This is a genomic window from Paenibacillus sp. M-152 (assembly GCF_003856555.1).
Lineage (GTDB): Bacteria > Bacillota > Bacilli > Paenibacillales > Paenibacillaceae > Paenibacillus > Paenibacillus polymyxa_C.
Genome location: NZ_CP034141.1, coordinates 1057744 through 1075137 on the forward strand (window position 1 = coordinate 1057744; position 17394 = coordinate 1075137).

The 17394-nt window shown below is 43.8% G+C and carries 16 protein-coding genes; 13 read left to right on the top strand and 3 right to left on the bottom strand.

What is annotated here, in order from left to right:
• Positions 1–18: 18 nt before the first annotated feature.
• The 7 genes from EGM68_RS04850 to EGM68_RS04880 all read left to right on the top strand — a co-directional run bounded on the left by EGM68_RS04850 (position 19) and on the right by EGM68_RS04880 (position 7556).
• Positions 19–1152, top strand: a complete 1134-nt coding sequence (locus tag EGM68_RS04850; protein WP_040102072.1) for a sensor histidine kinase — start codon at positions 19–21, stop codon at positions 1150–1152.
• Complete coding sequence (locus tag EGM68_RS04855; RefSeq protein WP_013369555.1) at positions 1149–1748, top strand: response regulator transcription factor; 600 nt, start codon at positions 1149–1151, stop codon at positions 1746–1748. The genes EGM68_RS04850 and EGM68_RS04855 overlap by 4 nt, the downstream gene beginning before the upstream one ends.
• Positions 1749–1918: 170 nt before the next feature.
• Positions 1919–2539 (top strand): deoxynucleoside kinase, encoded by a 621-nt coding sequence (locus tag EGM68_RS04860; RefSeq protein WP_129548734.1) that lies wholly within the window; start codon positions 1919–1921, stop codon positions 2537–2539.
• Positions 2539–3180 carry a deoxynucleoside kinase gene (locus tag EGM68_RS04865; RefSeq protein WP_129548735.1) on the top strand — a complete coding sequence of 214 codons (642 nt, stop codon included), beginning with the start codon at positions 2539–2541 and terminating at the stop codon, positions 3178–3180. The genes EGM68_RS04860 and EGM68_RS04865 overlap by 1 nt, the downstream gene beginning before the upstream one ends.
• A 191-nt stretch (positions 3181–3371) precedes the next feature.
• Positions 3372–4373, top strand: a complete 1002-nt coding sequence (locus EGM68_RS04870; RefSeq protein WP_129550291.1) for a Gfo/Idh/MocA family protein — start codon at positions 3372–3374, stop codon at positions 4371–4373.
• Between the two features lie 277 nt (positions 4374–4650).
• The gene (locus tag EGM68_RS04875) at positions 4651–6087 is read left to right on the top strand and encodes a purple acid phosphatase family protein (RefSeq protein WP_129548736.1); all 1437 of its coding nucleotides are present in this window, start codon (positions 4651–4653) and stop codon (positions 6085–6087) included.
• Between the two features lie 242 nt (positions 6088–6329).
• A complete protein-coding gene (locus tag EGM68_RS04880) occupies positions 6330–7556 on the top strand; it encodes an RtcB family protein (protein ID WP_129548737.1) in 1227 nt (408 codons plus the stop codon).
• 148 nt (positions 7557–7704) lie between these two features.
• On the opposite strand, the gene EGM68_RS04885 is transcribed toward EGM68_RS04880, so the two are convergent.
• Together EGM68_RS04885 and EGM68_RS04890 are read right to left on the bottom strand one after the other, a co-directional pair.
• The gene (locus tag EGM68_RS04885) at positions 7705–8595 is read right to left on the bottom strand and encodes a shikimate dehydrogenase (protein WP_013369561.1); all 891 of its coding nucleotides are present in this window, start codon (positions 8593–8595) and stop codon (positions 7705–7707) included.
• Positions 8596–8622: 27 nt separating this feature from the next.
• Positions 8623–9813, bottom strand: coding sequence for an MFS transporter (locus EGM68_RS04890; RefSeq protein ID WP_129548738.1), 1191 nt, complete (start codon positions 9811–9813; stop codon positions 8623–8625).
• Positions 9814–10029: 216 nt separating this feature from the next.
• Between EGM68_RS04890 and EGM68_RS04895 the strand changes: the two genes are divergently transcribed.
• The 3 genes from EGM68_RS04895 (at position 10030) to aroD (ending at position 13200) form a co-directional block, all read left to right on the top strand.
• Positions 10030–10941: a LysR family transcriptional regulator gene (locus EGM68_RS04895; RefSeq protein ID WP_064962547.1), complete on the top strand. Its 912-nt coding sequence runs from the start codon at positions 10030–10032 to the stop codon at positions 10939–10941.
• Positions 10942–11072: 131 nt separating this feature from the next.
• Positions 11073–12332 (top strand): MFS transporter, encoded by a 1260-nt coding sequence (locus tag EGM68_RS04900; protein ID WP_432648648.1) that lies wholly within the window; start codon positions 11073–11075, stop codon positions 12330–12332.
• Positions 12333–12435: 103 nt separating this feature from the next.
• Complete coding sequence (aroD, locus tag EGM68_RS04905; protein WP_129548739.1) at positions 12436–13200, top strand: type I 3-dehydroquinate dehydratase; 765 nt, start codon at positions 12436–12438, stop codon at positions 13198–13200.
• A gap of 99 nt (positions 13201–13299) precedes the next feature.
• Here aroD and EGM68_RS04910 read toward each other — a convergent pair whose 3' ends face one another.
• Complete coding sequence (locus EGM68_RS04910) at positions 13300–13872, bottom strand: shikimate kinase (protein ID WP_025677396.1); 573 nt, start codon at positions 13870–13872, stop codon at positions 13300–13302.
• A gap of 534 nt (positions 13873–14406) precedes the next feature.
• Here EGM68_RS04910 and EGM68_RS04915 point away from each other — a divergent pair.
• The 3 genes from EGM68_RS04915 to EGM68_RS04925 all read left to right on the top strand — a co-directional run bounded on the left by EGM68_RS04915 (position 14407) and on the right by EGM68_RS04925 (position 17340).
• On the top strand, positions 14407–15099 hold the full coding sequence (locus EGM68_RS04915) for a pectate lyase (RefSeq protein WP_013369567.1): 693 nt from the start codon (positions 14407–14409) through the stop codon (positions 15097–15099).
• A 181-nt stretch (positions 15100–15280) separates the two neighbouring features.
• The gene (locus tag EGM68_RS04920; protein ID WP_129548740.1) at positions 15281–16285 is read left to right on the top strand and encodes an aminoglycoside phosphotransferase family protein; all 1005 of its coding nucleotides are present in this window, start codon (positions 15281–15283) and stop codon (positions 16283–16285) included.
• A 56-nt stretch (positions 16286–16341) separates the two neighbouring features.
• Positions 16342–17340 (top strand): glycosyltransferase, encoded by a 999-nt coding sequence (locus EGM68_RS04925; protein ID WP_025364104.1) that lies wholly within the window; start codon positions 16342–16344, stop codon positions 17338–17340.
• The last annotated feature ends 54 nt before the right edge of the window (positions 17341–17394 follow it).

Genomic DNA, 17394 nt, shown 5'->3' on the forward strand with positions numbered 1-17394 from the left:
TTAGAAAAGGGTGGCAGGATGCAAAAGTGGTATCAGATTTTCCAAAGAAATACGGGACTTAGCCCTTATGTGTGGGTCGTCTTTTACATCCTGCCCTTTTACTATTTTAGCTCTTCATCTACAAGTCATATTATTCTGGGCACCGCGATTATTTTGGTATTTTTTGCTTGTTATGTACTGGCTTTTGTCTCCCAGGGCTGGCTCATATATTTTTGGACCAGTGTGCAGATTGCTATATCGATTACGATGACGCTGCTATTTAGCTATATGTATTTTTCCATATTTATCGCTTATCTGATCGGTAATATTAAAAGTAAGGCTGCATTTACGACCCTGTATATTATTTTAATGGTTATTACGATTGGATTAATCAATTATGGGTTTGTTTCTCAGAATCCTGTTTTTATTAAGCAGATTCCTTTTATCTTGCTCAATCTGATCGGTGTGATCCTCCTTCCGATTACAAATTTTAATCGCAACAAGAGTGATCGGCTTCAGGTTCAATTAGAGGATGCCAATAAGAAAATATCGGAATTGATCAAGCTGGAGGAACGGCAAAGAATCGCGCGTGACCTGCACGATACCTTGGGTCAGAAGCTGTCACTCATTGGGCTGAAGAGTGATTTGGCGGGCAAGCTACTGGACCAGTACCCGGAACGGGCTCATGTCGAAATTAACGATGTTCGTCTCACGGCAAGAAGTGCGTTAAAAGAAGTACGGGAAATGGTTACTCAAATGCGCGGCATGAGACTAGAGGATGAACTGCTACGTATTCGGCAAATTTTAAAGGCTGCTCACATCGAACTGACCTTGGAGGGCGACCCGAAGCTGGAGCATACGTCATTAATGAATGAAAATGTGCTGAGCATGTGTATGAAGGAAGCCGTAACCAATGTAGTGAAGCACAGTGGAGCTACCGCTTGCTCCATCACCATTGAGCCGTCTCGTAAGGAATTGACCCTGCGGATTCAGGATAATGGAGTTGGTATTATGGGAGAAAATGCAGTCTTTCGGGGACATGGTCTGCAAGGCATGAAGGAAAGGCTCGAATTCGTGAACGGATGTATGGAACTGCGTTCCGATCAGGGAACGACCCTGGTCATTAAGGTGCCCAACATCACTGAAAAGCCGAATGAGGAGGTGGGGCCATGATTCGAATCGTTATCGCAGAAGACCAGCGTATGTTGCTGGGTGCTCTAGCCTCCCTGTTGGACTTGGAAGAAGACATGAAAGTAGTCGGAAAAGCAAGCAACGGGGAAGAAGCTATAGAGCTGGTGAAGCAACATCAGCCAGACATATGCATTATGGACATCGAAATGCCGATAAAAAGCGGATTGGATGCGGCAGAGGAACTCAGAGGCTTGAATTGCAAGGTGCTTATTTTAACAACGTTTGCTCGCCCGGGGTATTTTGAACGAGCGATTAAGGCAGGCACACACGGTTATTTACTCAAGGACAGTCCCAGTGAAGAACTGGCTTCCTCCATTCGCAGTATTATGGCAGGTCGACGTATTTACGCTCCAGAACTGGTTGATGATGCTTATGCCGAGGTCAACCCGCTAACGGAGCGTGAAAAGACCGTGTTGGCGCTTATTGCTGACGGAAAGAACACCAAAGAGATTGCTGGTGAACTGTTTTTAACAACAGGGACGGTGCGAAATTATATTTCAGTCATTCTCGATAAGCTGGGTGTCAGCAACCGAATTGAGGCGATTACACGTTTTAATGAAAAAGGTTGGTTCAAATGAGAGACAGGCAAAAAATATTAAGCAGAACAGGGACGCTATGAAGCCAAGCGTAGCTGCTCTGTTTTTTTGTTTTATCCATAGATTTGCTATGCCTCTAGCATACTTCCTTGTGATACAATAGGATAGTTGTCCATAGGATGGACCTGGAGTACAAGGAGGAGCAGAACCGCATGAAACAAGCCCCATTTATAGCCGTTGAAGGGCCGATTGGAGCAGGTAAGACAACGTTGGCTTCGATGCTTTCAACCGAGCTACAATTGCCGATGATCAAAGAGATTGTCGAGGAAAACCCGTTTCTCGATAAATTCTATCAAAATATAGATGAGTGGAACTTTCAGTTGGAAATGTTCTTTCTCTGCAATCGGTATAAGCAGCTAGAGGATACTGGTCTGCAATACATCGAGAAAGCCCAGCCTGTAATTTCAGATTACCATATCTATAAAAATCTGATTTTTGCTGAACGTACGCTTAAGGGTGTGAAGCTCGAAAAATATCGCCAAATCTATCATTTGCTCACAGATGACATGCCCAAGCCTGACATTATCGTTTATATTAGAGCAGATTTGGATACCTTGCTGGGCAGAATTCGTAAGCGCGGACGCTCCTTTGAACAGGAGATGGACCCTGCCTATCTGGAGCAATTGATTACGGATTATGATAAAGGCATTCAGTTTCTCGCCGAACAGTCACCTGCCCCTCGTATATTGACCGTAAACGGGAATGAAATTGATTTTGTAGAAAACCAGGCACAATTTGAACAAATTGTTTCCGATGTAAAGGAGCTTATATAGTGAATAATTACAACATTCCTGCAAATGCCCTGATTACGGTAGCGGGTACGGTGGGTGTAGGTAAGTCCACGTTAACGGGCGCTTTGGCCAGTCGTCTTGGTTTTAAAACCTCGTTAGAGCAAGTCGATCATAATCCGTATCTGGAGAAGTTTTATCACGATTTTGAAAGATGGAGCTTTCATCTGCAGATCTATTTTCTCGCGGAACGCTTCAAGGAGCAAAAGAACATTTTCTTGTCTGGTGGAGGTTTTGTGCAGGATCGTTCCATTTATGAGGACACAGGCATTTTTGCGAAAATGCATGCCGATCAGGGAACAATGAACCCTACCGATTATGAAACATATACTAGCCTATTTGAGGCGATGGTCATGACCCCGTTCTTTCCACACCCTGATGTGCTGATCTATCTGGAAGGCAGCCTGCCCTCCATACTGAATCGGATCGAAGAACGCGGCCGCGAAATGGAGATTCAGACCGAGCGATCCTACTGGGAGCAAATGCATCGCAGATATTCCGATTGGATCAACGATTTTGATGCCTGTCCTGTACTGCGTCTCAACATTGATGAGTACGATGTACACGACCCTGCTTCCATGGATGCCATTTTGGTAGAAGTGGGCAAGGTGATCTCCAAAAAGTAGAGATATAACCTCAAAAAGCATACAAGGACTGTGGTACAATCAGTATAAATTAAGCTGATAGACCGCAGTCCTTTTTAATATGTGGAAGCATGGGAGATGACAAGCGGTATAGTGGACAAGTCTTGGCTGGAATGCGAGAATAGGAACATATATTAATTGTAATGACTCACGGGAAAGGATGGGATACTGTGATGCGTTTTGGTATCGTTGGAACGAATTGGATAACGGAAAGATTTATTCAAGCTGCGATAGAGACAGACGAATTTTCCCTGACCGCGGTGTACTCACGAACAGAGGAGAAAGGCCAAGCCTTTGCTGCCAAATATAACAGCCAGCCGGAGGTTTTTACAGATCTGGCACAAATGGCTGCAAGTGAACAGGTGGATGCCGTATATATTGCCAGTCCCAATTCTTTACATGCGGAGCAAGCGATCTTATGTATGAACCATGGAAAGCATGTGCTGTGTGAGAAGCCTTTTGCTTCTAATGCAGCAGAGGTGCAGAGCATGATCGAAGCCGCGCGCAACAATGATGTTCTGTTGATGGAGGCCGTTAAATCCACGCTCATGCCCAACTTTAAAATTATAAGGGATCATATGTATAAAATAGGCCGGGTTCGGCGTTATTTTGCAAGCTACTGTCAATACTCCTCACGCTTTGATGCTTTTAAGCAGGGCAAGGTGCTGAATGCCTTTAATCCGGCTTTTTCGAATGGTTCCTTGATGGATCTGGGAGTGTATTGTTTGTATCCAATGGTGGCATTGTTCGGCAAACCGGATGAGATCCGGGCGGTGGGTGTACTGTTATCCTCTGGTGTCGACGGCGAGGGCAGTATCGTGATGAAGTATCCGGATATGGATGCTATCGTCATGCATTCCAAAATTACAGATTCCTATTTGCCTGCCGAAATTCAGGGTGAGTATGGAACGATGGTGATCGACAAAATCAGCCAGCCCTATGAGGTGAAAATTCATTATCGGGACGGCACGATTGAGGATTTGACCAAGGCTCAGACGCGTGAGCCCATGTATTATGAAATTCAGGAATTTATTGATCTGATCAAGAGTGGGGAACGCAACAGTTCCATTAACTCTTTGGAGTGTTCGCTGACAGTCGCTGAAGTGATGGAGGAGGCAAGACAACAATTTGGTCTTCGTTATGAAGCGGATTTGAAAAATACCTCTGCACATTAGTTGGCTAGTGATTTAACAAAACCCTTACTAGCTTTCCAAGACTCCGCGACTGCTTCTTATATGGGGGCAGTCTAGTTTTATGTGTCAAGAGTACCTAGAACATGAATAAGGCCTACCGGTTTCGAAAATTTTGCAAACATGCGGTAGGCCTTTTTTGGTTTATATACCTAACCTCATTTTTACAAAGCACTACATCTCAGCAAATAACGTATTAACAATTGATTGTTATGATCATATTTATAACTTTTACATATTAACTGCACAGAGGAGTGTACACATGTTTAAGAAGTTTCAAAAGTGGTCAGCAACATCTATGTCTGTTGCTCTTGCGCTAGGTTTGATTACGGGCCTGTCAGCCTCACCTGTTCATGCTGAGTCACCAGTGAACACAGATCAAGGTATTAGTAAAGTTACAGCTACATTTTATGGAGACACCAAAGCCTCCAAAGGATTTACCTGGTATACTTCAAAACTTTTCACGAAGAGCACTGTTCAAGTAACCAAGAAAACGGCTTCTGAAGCTGATTTTACGAATGCTCTTACATTTGAAGGCACTTCCTCTCCATCGACCAATTCTCCAGAAGAGCTTGTCCATAAAGCTGTAGCTACAGGTCTTCAAGCGGACACAGCTTATTATTATCGTGTGGGTGATGCAGCGCGCGGGATATGGAGCGAAACAGGTACGTTTCAAACGGCTTCTAAGACCGGTGAATTTACCTTCATTGATTTAGCTGATACACAAGCGAAAAGCGAAGATGAAGCCATATTGTCTTCACAGACGCTCGAAAAAGCACTTCAAACCGTAAATAATGCTCAGTTTGTAGTTCACAACGGAGATATCGTAGATACCGGTACCAAAGAAGAGCAGTGGAACTGGTTGTTGGGACATTCACAAAAAAGTCTTTTGAATACAACCATTGTTCCTTCAGCAGGTAATCACGAGGATGAGAACTACGCTTTTTATGATCACTTTAATATTAATCAACCAGCGGGTTCTGCTACTAAAACAGGAGCGTACTACTCCTTTGATTACAGCAATGCTCACTTTATTGTACTGAACTCCAATGAGGACTCAGAGAAATATGCCAATTTTTCTGAAGATCAAGTTGAATGGTTAAAGAAAGATGCTGCGGCAGCCAAAAAGGCAGGTGCAAAGTGGATCATTGTTAATATTCACAAAGGTCCCTACACTACCTCTAACCATGCAACAGATGCTGACATCATGGATAACAATGGAGTTCGTAACCAAATCGCTCCACTCATGGACAAACTTGATATCGACTTTGTCGTACAGGGGCATGATCATATTTATGCTCGGACGAAACCAATCAACCAAGAGGGTAAAGCAACAACGCCAACCAAATTAAAAGATAGATTAAATGAAAAGACGATTGAATATAGTGTGAATCCGGATGGAAGTATCTATGTCATCCCAGCAACTGCTGGCCCTAAAGTTTACTACAAGAACCCGAGTGAAAAGCTTGGAGATAAGTACTATAACCTCTTTGAATTAGCTGAAGAGAATCATGCGGCAGTATATGGCCCAGATCCGAGTGACAATCGTAGACCTGTACGAGGACAGGTACAGAATTTTGTTGGCATCACTGTAGACGAAAATAAACTTACAGCCGTAACGTACGAAATTGATCAAAACAAAAATGATGCCAAACCTTTTATTGTGGATCAATTCGGAATCATCAAAAAATATCAGTAAAATTGATTAATGGTTTCTAAATGATCATAAAAGGATATCCTACAGTCTGTTTGGCTGCATGGATATCCTTTTTCATTTTCTTAGGGACTTTCTTATAGAGACGATGTTGTGCTTGTAATACTTACGCCCTGTTCGGAAGCGGGTAAACCGTACATAATGCTATTAAGAGATCCAAAGTTTAAAAATAGAATGCTCACTTTTACATATAGAAATTTTCTTGCAAAATATGGAGGGATAAAACGATGGCTTATCAAGAAATCAATGGAGTACGCGTATGGGGAGCACCTGATCCGGGGGCATTATCTCAAGCCCGCACATGTGCCGAAAATGGTAATGTGATTCAGGCGCTACTGATGGCAGATCATCATAAAGGCTACAGTCAGCCCATTGGCGGTGTGATGGTGTATGACGGACAAATTTCACCTTCAGGTGTAGGGTATGATATCGGCTGCGGAAATAAGGCGGTAAGAACCAAGCTGTTTGCCGCAGACATTATGCCGCGTATTTCAACCGTGATGGATGAGATTGCACGTCAGATTTCATTTGGCGTAGGTCGTGTGAATGAGATTCAGGTGGACCATGAGCTGTTTGATGACCCGGATTGGGCGGTATATGCAGCGATTGGGAAGCAAGAGCATGACAAACTGAAGTCCTTGGCGAGAGAACAGCTGGGTACAGTAGGAAGTGGCAATCATTTTGTTGATGTATTTGTAGAGGAAGCGACAGGACAGGTCTGGATTGCCAATCATTTCGGCAGCCGGGGCTTTGGGCATAAAACAGCAAGCGGGTTTCTAAATTTGGCCGCAGGACAGGAGTTTCTCGGAAAGGCGCCGGGAGAACATATGGATCAGCCGCCTGTACTACTGGATATGAACAGTGAGCTGGGGGATATGTACTATCGTGCAAGGCGCCTTGCCGGACGTTATGCTTATGCAGGACGTGACCATGTGATAGAACAAGTGCTTGGTATTATGGGGACCGAAGCGGACTTTACGGTGCATAATCACCATAATTACGCGTGGAAAGAACAGCATGATGGACGCGACACCATTGTGGTCCGCAAAGGCGCAACCCCCTCGGCCCCTGGTCAAGTGGGCTTTATTGGAGGAAGCATGGGGGATATCTCGGTGATTGTGCGTGGGAAAGATTCGGTAGAAAATCGGGATTCCTACTATAGTACAGTCCATGGCGCAGGTCGTATTATGAGTCGTACCCAGGCAGCCGGTAAAATGAATTGGAAAACCCGTACGCGTAGCGGTGGTCAGATTACGGACCTACAGATGAAAGAGGCTGTTCGAAACTACGGTGTCGAGCTGCGCGGAGCAGGTACAGACGAAAGCCCGTTCGTCTACCGCAAACTGCGTGAGGTACTGGACGCTCATTCCGAGACCGTTGAAGTTATGCATGTGCTGAAGCCAATCGGGGTATGCATGGCTGGGGCCAATGAGTTTGACCCATATAAGGATTAATGAAAAGAGAAGGAAGAATGGTGTGTACCCATAAAAAAGACGATGCCCGGCAGAAGTTTCATTCGCCGAGCATCGTCTTTAAAGTACATATATGCATATATAATAGAAGGAACTCATGGCTTGATGTGTTTGTTAGTATCTCTAAGTCTTACAGTTGATCAGCAAAAAGCTGTTCTTTAATATAAGCGACAGGCATTTCTTGCCCTGTCCATAATTCGAAGGCAAGTGCGCCCTGCCACAGCATCATGCCCAGACCGTTAATGGCGGTTGCACCTACGGACTCAGCTTGTTCCATCAGCTTGGATTTAGCTGGGCTGTACACTACATCGGTCACGATCAGGTCGGAACGAAGCATGGACACATCCTCAATGACACTTTTGCCTTCCAGCGGTTTCATACCCACACCTGTACCATTAGCGAAAATATGACTTGTAAGAATCTCTTCACGCAGCTTCTCTTGATCCTCTAGTGCATAGATATTCGCCTTGACTTGGGCATGTTTCATCTCTTCATTAATAATACGAACATTCTCTTCCGCCCGGGCAAAGAACTGGTCATTACGAGCGAAAATTGAAATTTCAGCGAGGCCAGCTCGAGCGGCTTCAATAGCAATCGGTGTTGCAGCACCGCCTGAGCCGACGAGTGTCATTTTCTTACCTTTCAGATCAATGCCGTGCTCCTGCAAGTTACGAACATAACCAGATCCATCTGTACTGTAGCCTTTCAGCTTACCATCCGTATTCACGACAGTGTTGACGGCACCTGTAAATTTAGCGCTGTCGTCCAGCTCGTCAAGGTACTGTAAGATGGCTGTTTTGTTGGGCATGGACACGTTGTAGCCGCGTATGTTTAGAGCGCGCATCCCACGTACTACTTCTTCAAGTTGTTCATTGCCTACTTCAAAGGCCATATATGCGTTGTTTAGCCCCAGTTTCTCAAACGCAAGATTATGCATAGCCGGGGACAAAGAGTGTCCGATCGGTGTAGCTAGCAGTCCGATTAATTGTGTTCTTCCGTCAATACGTCCAGCGTTTTTCATAATAAGCCTCCAAGTTATCTGTGTAGTTTAATGAAACACTTTTTTATATCGATAAGCAACAAACACGGCCAGCAAAATACTGACTACGGCAATCGCAATATCTAGAATGAATACCGAGGTAATTCCCAGACTTTTGGACATGCTCCCGGTAGCCAAAGGCATCAGGATGAACGATAGGCTGGCTGCTATGTTTACGAGAGAAGTCGTAGTTCCTTTGTTCTTGCGGAAAAATTCCGTCATGACCGTAAGGGCAATTTGGAAGATACCCGCAGTAGACAAGCCGATTAAGAATGAACTGATCAAGGTAGCGACAGGATTGTGCCATACAATTAAAGCCAGCAAAGAAAGCAGGGCAATAAGCGGATACACAATCATGACGGTAATAGGCTTAATGAATCTACCAAGTACCACAGCCAACAAAATAACGGAAACTAGTGAACCTATACTATAGTAGCTAAGCAGCTTAATGGCGCTGGCTTTGTCCATGCCAAGAGCATCTTGTCCAAAGGTAGGAAGCCATAACTGAACGATCATGAACAATACAGTTGAAGTAAAACCGATAATAATCAGAGACAAGCCTTCTTGCCAAAACTTAGGCTCGCTGTGGAACGAATCCGTTGATTGACCAGCCTCGGCTGGAGCCTTTTGTTCCTCTGCTTTGTGGTTGGGGAAAGCGGTCATCGATAAGAAAATCCCGTTCAGCAGATAAATTCCTGCTGGAATAAAGAAGGAATATCCATAGAACATATCGTGATTAATAAAAAATGCAATCATGAACGGAATAACAATGGCACCGATCGAGATGGATGCTTTGACCAGGACGGTTGCAGACCCGGCTTTTTTTCCGAACCCTTCAATGAGTGCGGGATAAGTCCCCGCATCCATCATTGAGTTGCAGAGCCCTGCGATAATGGCAAACACGAATGCCAACGTGTAGTTAGGTGCAAGCGGAATACCGATTAGGAAGATTAAATAAGCAAATGATGCAATAACAATGAGTGGTTTCCTTCCGTATTTATCTGACATTTTTCCGGCTACTCCGAGAGCGAGCAGTTTACCAATTCCAATCGCTGACACCAGATAGCCGATGGCTGCTTTATCCGTGTTCAATTGCACGGTCAGAAAGCTCATATTCGACGAGAGAATAACATTAATCATACCCAGAAGAAAATAGTTGATATAAAGCCCTGTTGCCATTCTGATATAAGGATTTTTCATAAGTGTAACTCCCAACTTAAATTTTAGATCAATGGCCTAGATAGGCATCGTCCAGGTCTATTAAAGTACGCCCACAAACAAGTGAAAATATTCACATAATGTCTATGTTTTAATTATATAAGGGGTGTTATTATAAATCCAATGCATATTTTTATCGTTTTTCATAGTTTGAATCTATAATTTAAAATATGAATTAAAGAGGGAGCGTACATTCTTATGAATCTGAAGCACTTACAATATTTTCGTGTACTTGCAGAGATGGAGCATTTTACCCAGGCAGCTGCGCGGCTATGTATCACTCAACCCAGTTTAAGTCATGCGATTTCAGAATTAGAAAAGGATTTGGGCGTTCATCTGTTTGAAAAGCAGGGGAGAAATATTCGACTAAACAAATACGGGCGATTTTTTCTGAAATATGTGGAGCACGCGATGGATGAATTGGAAAAGGGGGAGCATAACTTACGGGAATTAGTGAGTCCAAGCCATGGGAATATAGATTTGGCGTTCATTTACACGTTAGGTTCACACTTCATTCCAGCGATAATCCAAGCTTTTTCAGCTCAAGATGCCCGTAAAGACATTTCCTTTTCGTTTCACCAAGGGAATACGAACGATATTATTCAAGGTCTGAAGCAGGAACACTATGACGTGGCGTTCTGCTCTCACGTGGAAAATGAACCAGAAGTGGAGTTTATTCCGCTGGCTCAGCAGGAACTGGTGGTCATTGTTTCACCTGATCATCCGCTGGCTTCTCTGGACCAAATTGATCTTAAGGATACAGCGGATTACCCGGTGATCTTCTTCAACAAAAAGAGTGGGATTCGGCCCATTATTGAAAATTTGTTCGCCAAGGCAGGCGTTACGCCACAGATTATTTGCGAGATTGAAGAAGATACGGCAATGGCAGGACTGGTGTCTATCAATTACGGGATCGGAGTTATGCCCCGCATTTCATCGTTAGATTATTTTAACGTCAAAACATTGCCTATTGTAAATCCAGAATACGAGCGTTTTATCTACCTAGCCAGCATTAAAAATAGATACTTATCCCCGGCAGTAGTAGAGTTTCGGAACTTTGCCCTAAGTTATGGCAAGGAGTTTTATCTGAAAACGCATCAGCGTGTCTAAGCCGGATTCTCGCAATTTTAAACTTGATAAATTTTAAATTGTGTTCTATACTTCATCATCGACACAAGCAATGTGAAATGATTCACGTTTTGATACTACAAGACTTACTTACAAAAGCAGGTGAATTCATGATGAAACGTTCTTCTATTCCAGTGGCGACAGGTCTTTATGTGAACTATCTTTTGTTCGGCATGTTTAATATTATGCTGGCGTCACACATGTCCTTTTTAACAGAGCATTTGCATACAGATCAGGCAGGCATCAGTCTCTTGGTTTCCGCGATGGGGTTTGGCAGACTGTTTACGCTGTACATATCCGGAGTGCTCTCCGACCGCTATGGTCGCAAACCGTTTATTGTGGCCGCAGGGCTGCTGATGGCCGTATTCTTGGTCGGTATACCGCTGAGTCCCACCTTTGAGATGGCGATGGTACTGGCTGTGCTGGCAGGTGTAGCGAATTCTTTTCTTGATTCAGGTACTTATCCAGCTCTGATCGAGGCTTTTCCCCAATCCTCTGGTTCGGCTACAGTGTTGGTGAGAGGTTTTATATCCATTGGGGCGGCATTTTTACCGCTAATGATTATCTTTTTTATGAATCACGATATTTTTTACGGGTTCTCTTTCTTTATACCAGCACTGATATTTGCATTGAATGCGATCTACTTGTTCAGAATGAAGTTTCCAGACATGCGCGTACAGCCCGCCAAGGGGCAAAGTGGCGGTACTTCTGTATCTAGCGCCAAGCAGACGGGGAATTTAAAGGCAAATGATCCGAGTAAACCGCGGTTTTGGCAGGAAGGTGTGTGTCTTATCTTGCTTGGATTTACAGGACCTACCTTGCTGTATATTGTGCAGTTATGGCTGCCTACTTTTGGGCAACAGTTTATCGGCATGACGGAATCAGAGTCTCTGAGGCTATTAGTTTATTACAATATGGGTTCGCTGGTTTCCGTGTTTGTATTGGTCATTGTATTGAGAAAATGGGTTAAACCTGTTCATATCATCCTTATTTATCCTTGCATTTCCTTGTTGGCTTTTGGAGCGCTTCTTCTTTTCAAATCTGGGGCTGCCGCCATTATCTGTGCGAGTGTCATCGGGTTTTCAATATCGGGTGTACTTCAGCTGACGTTAACCGTAATGAGTGAATTTTTTAGTCAACGAAAAGGACAGATTACCGGGTTTATTTATACCGCAACTTCGCTGTCCTATACGCTCATTCCCGTGTTTACAGGCTTTCTTTTGAAGCATTCTCAGATTTCCAGTGTGTTTATGCTGGCTATTATCGTGAATGTACTTGGAATCGCACTGGCGGTATTTGTTAATTTTCGCTACAGTGCCGTTTTTCCTGCAAAACGAGAATTGTCTCCTCAAATCGTACTGGATACGAAATAACTAGCGACTGAACCTAATCGTCTGCATGCTTATTCATAATGCGTTATACTATGAATTATTGTGAATGTTCGACTTAAAACTGTAATTGGGGAGTGAGATAGATATGGGAAAAATCGTAAAGATAAAAGATGTACGGATCGGTGAAGGAGCGCCTAAAATATGTGTTCCCATGGTGGGAGAAACGTTGGAGCAGTTGAAGGAAGAGGCTGCCCATTTACGAACACTCGACCTGGATATCGTAGAGTGGAGAGTCGATTTTTTCGAGCATGTGGAGGATCTGGAAAAGGTAAAGGCTGCCTTACATGAAATTCGGTCTATTTTAGCCAATATTCCACTCGTATTTACGTTCCGTAGCGCCCGAGAAGGTGGAGAAAAGGAAATCAGTGCTGCAAGTTATGTGGAATTGAATCGCACTGTGGCCGAGACGGGACAAGTAGATATCATTGATGTAGAGCTTTTTAATGAGGAAGCTGATGTGAAGACACTGGTAGAAGCAGCACATAAGCATAACGTGTATGTGATTATTTCTAACCATGATTTCCAAAAGACGCCGCCGAAGGAGGAAATTGTGTCCCGGTTGCGTAAGGCACAGGAATTGGGCGGCGATCTGCCTAAAATAGCGGTGATGCCAACCAATACAGCCGATGTACTGACCTTACTGGACGCCACACGCACTATGGCAGAAGAGTATGCGGATCGACCGATTATCACAATGTCGATGGCGGGAAAAGGTGTCGTGAGCCGTCTGACCGGAGAACTGTTTGGTTCAGCTTTGACTTTTGGTGCTGCCAAGAAAGCTTCCGCGCCGGGACAGATTCCTGTCACTGAACTGAGAGAAATATTGCAGGTGCTGCATAGCCATTCTTAAAAGACCAGGTATTGCTCGCTAGTGAGCAAGTTATCCGCAATGAACACAAAAGGAGGACCTCAAGCGATAAGCATGCTGGGGCCCTCCTTTTTGTAACGCTTAATTCAATCCCCGAGTAGGTTCATACAATTCCCAACCCAGATTCAGCGTTTGAATAATATAGTCTGCGACTTCTTCCGCATCCAACTGATCGGTATCGATCTTGGAGTGATTCACCGCGTAAATGTCCTGTCTGGAACGGAAAAGATTTTCAATTTCCTCCAGCGTCTTGTTTTGCAGATTAGGGCGGGTGTCAATCAGCATCTTGAGCCGATCTTTCCAGGAATCCCAATTTAAATCCAAGAAGAACACAATGGAGGAAGCCAAACAAGCCTGCTTCACCTCTTCCTGTAAAAACGCACCACCGCCAACAGAAATGATTTTGAGGCGTGTATTGCTGCACAACTTCAAAATATGTTCTTTTTCAATCTCGCGGAAACGCTTCTCTCCGTAAGTTTTGAAAATTTCTGTTGTAGGCATGTTGTACTCTTGTTCAATCTCCTGATCAATATCGACAAAATCGCGATACAGTTTGCGCGCTAGATGGGAACCGATCGTTGTTTTGCCTACGCCCATAAAGCCGATGAGCACAATATTTTGTTCTTTTAATGGAATCTCACTATTGTTTTGCACGATAACCACTCTTTTCTCACCAGTAATGTTGAGATGTAACGCTTCAAAGCACTAAATACATTATACGTTCATCAACCGTGTCATTCAATAGTATAGAGCACATCAGCAATGAGGTATACGATAAAAGAGGCAAACGAAACTAGGTATTCAAGTATTATTTAATGCGTAAATTGAAGAATAACAAACTTGTACAAGTATAAAAGAGGCAATTTTGTGTACTTAATTGAAAAAAAGGACATATTTTGCCGAAAAACGTATTGAAATTATTGGAAGCAGGAATATAATAGAATTATGCAAATTGTAAATGTAATCGCTCTATTTACAATTTGTGATTGATTGAATTTATAATAATGAAGCTACTTTGAACCAAAAACCAAGTATACATATGCAAATAGTTAAATATCACTTTACGGACATGTGTCGGTCAATGGGTTCATTGTACGAAGGTGGTGATACGGTCTACGCGCTTGCGCTCTAGTCAACGGAGAATTGGAGATAAGAATAAAAAACAATCTACGAGAGGGATGAATTGAAATGAAAACAAACACAGCTAAAGTATTGAAAAAGGGAATGAGTATTGCTTTATCCGGTATGTTGATCGCATTATTTGTCGGCAATTATTCTGCTCATGCAGCTCCAGAGGTCGTTCATAAGACCATACTTGTAAAAGCCGGAGAAGTATACGATGGTAAAGGCAAGACCGTAGTGGCTGACCCCGATACCTTGGGAGATGGAAGCCAAAAAGAGGCTCAAAAGCCTATCTTCAAGCTTGAAAATAATGCAACGCTGAAAAATGTGATCATCGCCGCGCCTGCTGCGGATGGTGTGCATGTATATGGCAATGGCACCATTTCCAACGTAACGTGGGAGGATGTCGGTGAAGATGCATTGACGCTTAAAGAACCAGGCACAGTGAATATTACAGGCGGTGGAGCATACCATGCATATGATAAAGTGTTCCAAATCAATGCCGAAGGCACAATTAACATTAAAAACTTTAGAGCCGATGATATCGGTAAGCTGGTTCGCCAACTTGGGGGCTCTACTTTTAGAGTGAATATGACTTTGGATAACTCGGATATTTCCAACGTGAAGGATTCGATCCTGAGATCCGACGGTCCTAACAGCAAAGCTAAAATTACGAATACTCGTTATCATAATGTAAAACAATTGTTCAAAGGCTTTAAATCTAGCAACACGAGCGAGTCCGGCAATACTAAATACTAATCGTTAGCGTAGGATAGGAGTACGGATAGGAAAAGGGGCTGTCCAACGGGTCGTATGATCTGATAGGACAAGCCCCTTTTTGGTACGTTGAGTTACCCAAAAGATGATCTGGGCTTCGTTCAGAACAAGGACTATGTTATGATCGTGCTATTACATTTTATACAAAAGAAGTTGGGTGGCTATGAATCTATTTCATCAATATGTGAATGTAGACGGTACTTTGAATGATACGCTGGTGCGCGATCGTGAAATTTTATATACAGGTACGAATGGCCGGCATGTGGAACGTTTTTACGTGTCCTCCTCTGAAAGTTATATATTTAAACCACTAACCAATGACGATCAAAAGGGGCGTGAGAGATGGGTGTACGAGCAAGTGCTTCCCGCATTACCACCCATCTATCCCCAATTGCTAGCTTGGTCTGATGCAGACGCAGATGACGGAGGAGAATGGATGGTATTTGAGGACCTTGGTCCGTTACATTATGTTCACGCAGATGGAACCCTATTGGAAGCTGTAGGACTTGTTGCAAGGTGGCATGCTTTGCCACTGGACTATTTTGCAGGAATGCCATTGCGGGGACCGAAGCCGCTCATTCAGGAGATGGTTTCTGAACTGCACATACGCAAGCCAGATATATTAGAGCTTTGCAGCTCACTCGGTTTTTCCAAGCAACACATGCAGCGTATTTATGTACAACTGGAGCATCTATCTTTTTCACACCAGCTTGTACTGTCCCATGGTGATCTTCATCCGGGGAACTATGCGCTGAGTGGGGAGCAGTTAAAGGTATTGGATTGGGAGCATGCTCATCTAAACACACCGCTGTGGGATGTATATCACCTGATCGACATGTCCCATCCGTTATTCCCCCGACACATGACGTCTGAATTGCGTATTCATATGCTAGACACCTATCTGGAACAGCTGGAGCTGTTAGGGATACAGGTAGATCGAACGGCATTTGTACAGGAATATGGTATGTTTGCTGTGGTATTTTCGCTTTGGATGCTATTGCTAATCACAAGTGATTTGCAAAGGATTGAAACGGAGCTGCATAGAAATAGCAACAAATGGTCAAAAGAGCAATTAGAATCCCAGTTGGATGAAACGTTAGCTTGTATAAACCAATGTACAGCGATGATGGATTGGGAACAGGCCCAACCATGTAAGCAGTGGCTTTAGTGGGCTTAAGGCATAGATTCTATATAGTTAGCCAAAGAAGGTAGGGAAATAAATCCATGAAAAAAGTCGGTTTGGTTATGAGAAAAATACAATTTGCTGAAGCACAGGGTCCTCGTATTTTTGCAGAACGTCTGAAGCAGATCGGTTTGGAACTGGGAGTAGATATCGTATTTGTATCGCCGGAGCGCCACGTAAGTAGCCATGACTGGCTTCCAGGCTATGAGCATGAAAAGAGTGACCTGGTCAATTATGACATCGTACTGGATCAACTGCATGAGCAGCAGATTGAGCACGTTATTTATACGGTATCTGGCTTTACTTATTTGAACATGTTTTTTAAAAACAGCGTGCTCTTTCCGCATAGTTTTCCAGATCCGGCACTGACAGGCTATGAGATGATGAAGCCTTTTTATCAGATTGTGGACAAGGCTATCGTACAGACTGCCTTTCTCAAGCAGGAGATGGCCTCGAAGTTTGGCGTAACCGATGTGACAGTCATCCCGATCGGATTTAATGAGCGGCTGGTGGAAAAGCATTTTGATCCCTCACAAGTGGTGGAGAACCGGGTGATGTGGATTGGTAGAGATGAAGAAAATCGGCGTCCGGATCTGGTGCTGGAGTATGCGCGGCATAATCCTGACAAGGATGTCTATATGGTGTTTGGTGGTGAACGCTACAAGGAGAGCATGAAGAAGTACGACATCCCGGACAATGTAAAACTTCAATTTGCATTGACGCAAGACGAGGTGTTTGCACTGATGAACACAGCGAAGGTGTATTGGAGCTGCTCCAAATTCGATACGTTCGCAATGCCGCTGACCGAAGCGCTCGCGATGGGGAAAATCGTGGTGAAACCCGAGCACCCTTGCTATGGGCACATCAGCTCTACGCATTCTTTTTCAGGAAATGAGAAAAACTGGTTCGAGCTGGTCAATATGGCTGCGGCTTCACCTCGCCGGGTTTCTGCAGACAATCAAGCATACGCCATGGAACAGTTTTCGAGTCAGGTGATGAAGCAGGGATACCGAGACTTTTTTGATGGTTGGTTAAGCTGAACGACGAGGCAGGATGCGTGGATGTAGACCATAAAAAAAGGGACTTTCGCTCTA

Excerpts from the sequence above, each read along its gene's own strand:
- EGM68_RS04850 (WP_040102072.1), top strand. The coding sequence starts at position 19 with ATGCAAAAGTGGTATCAGATTTTCCAAAGAAATACGGGACTTAGCCCT.
- EGM68_RS04855 (WP_013369555.1), top strand. The coding sequence starts at position 1,149 with ATGATTCGAATCGTTATCGCAGAAGACCAGCGTATGTTGCTGGGTGCT.
- EGM68_RS04860 (WP_129548734.1), top strand. The coding sequence starts at position 1,919 with ATGAAACAAGCCCCATTTATAGCCGTTGAAGGGCCGATTGGAGCAGGT.
- EGM68_RS04870 (WP_129550291.1), top strand. The coding sequence starts at position 3,372 with ATGCGTTTTGGTATCGTTGGAACGAATTGGATAACGGAAAGATTTATT.
- EGM68_RS04875 (WP_129548736.1), top strand. The coding sequence starts at position 4,651 with ATGTTTAAGAAGTTTCAAAAGTGGTCAGCAACATCTATGTCTGTTGCT.
- EGM68_RS04880 (WP_129548737.1), top strand. The coding sequence starts at position 6,330 with ATGGCTTATCAAGAAATCAATGGAGTACGCGTATGGGGAGCACCTGAT.
- EGM68_RS04885 (WP_013369561.1), bottom strand. The coding sequence starts at position 8,595 with ATGAAAAACGCTGGACGTATTGACGGAAGAACACAATTAATCGGACTG.
- EGM68_RS04890 (WP_129548738.1), bottom strand. The coding sequence starts at position 9,813 with ATGAAAAATCCTTATATCAGAATGGCAACAGGGCTTTATATCAACTAT.
- EGM68_RS04895 (WP_064962547.1), top strand. The coding sequence starts at position 10,030 with ATGAATCTGAAGCACTTACAATATTTTCGTGTACTTGCAGAGATGGAG.
- EGM68_RS04900 (WP_432648648.1), top strand. The coding sequence starts at position 11,073 with ATGAAACGTTCTTCTATTCCAGTGGCGACAGGTCTTTATGTGAACTAT.
- aroD (WP_129548739.1), top strand. The coding sequence starts at position 12,436 with ATGGGAAAAATCGTAAAGATAAAAGATGTACGGATCGGTGAAGGAGCG.
- EGM68_RS04915 (WP_013369567.1), top strand. The coding sequence starts at position 14,407 with ATGAAAACAAACACAGCTAAAGTATTGAAAAAGGGAATGAGTATTGCT.
- EGM68_RS04920 (WP_129548740.1), top strand. The coding sequence starts at position 15,281 with ATGAATCTATTTCATCAATATGTGAATGTAGACGGTACTTTGAATGAT.
- EGM68_RS04925 (WP_025364104.1), top strand. The coding sequence starts at position 16,342 with ATGAAAAAAGTCGGTTTGGTTATGAGAAAAATACAATTTGCTGAAGCA.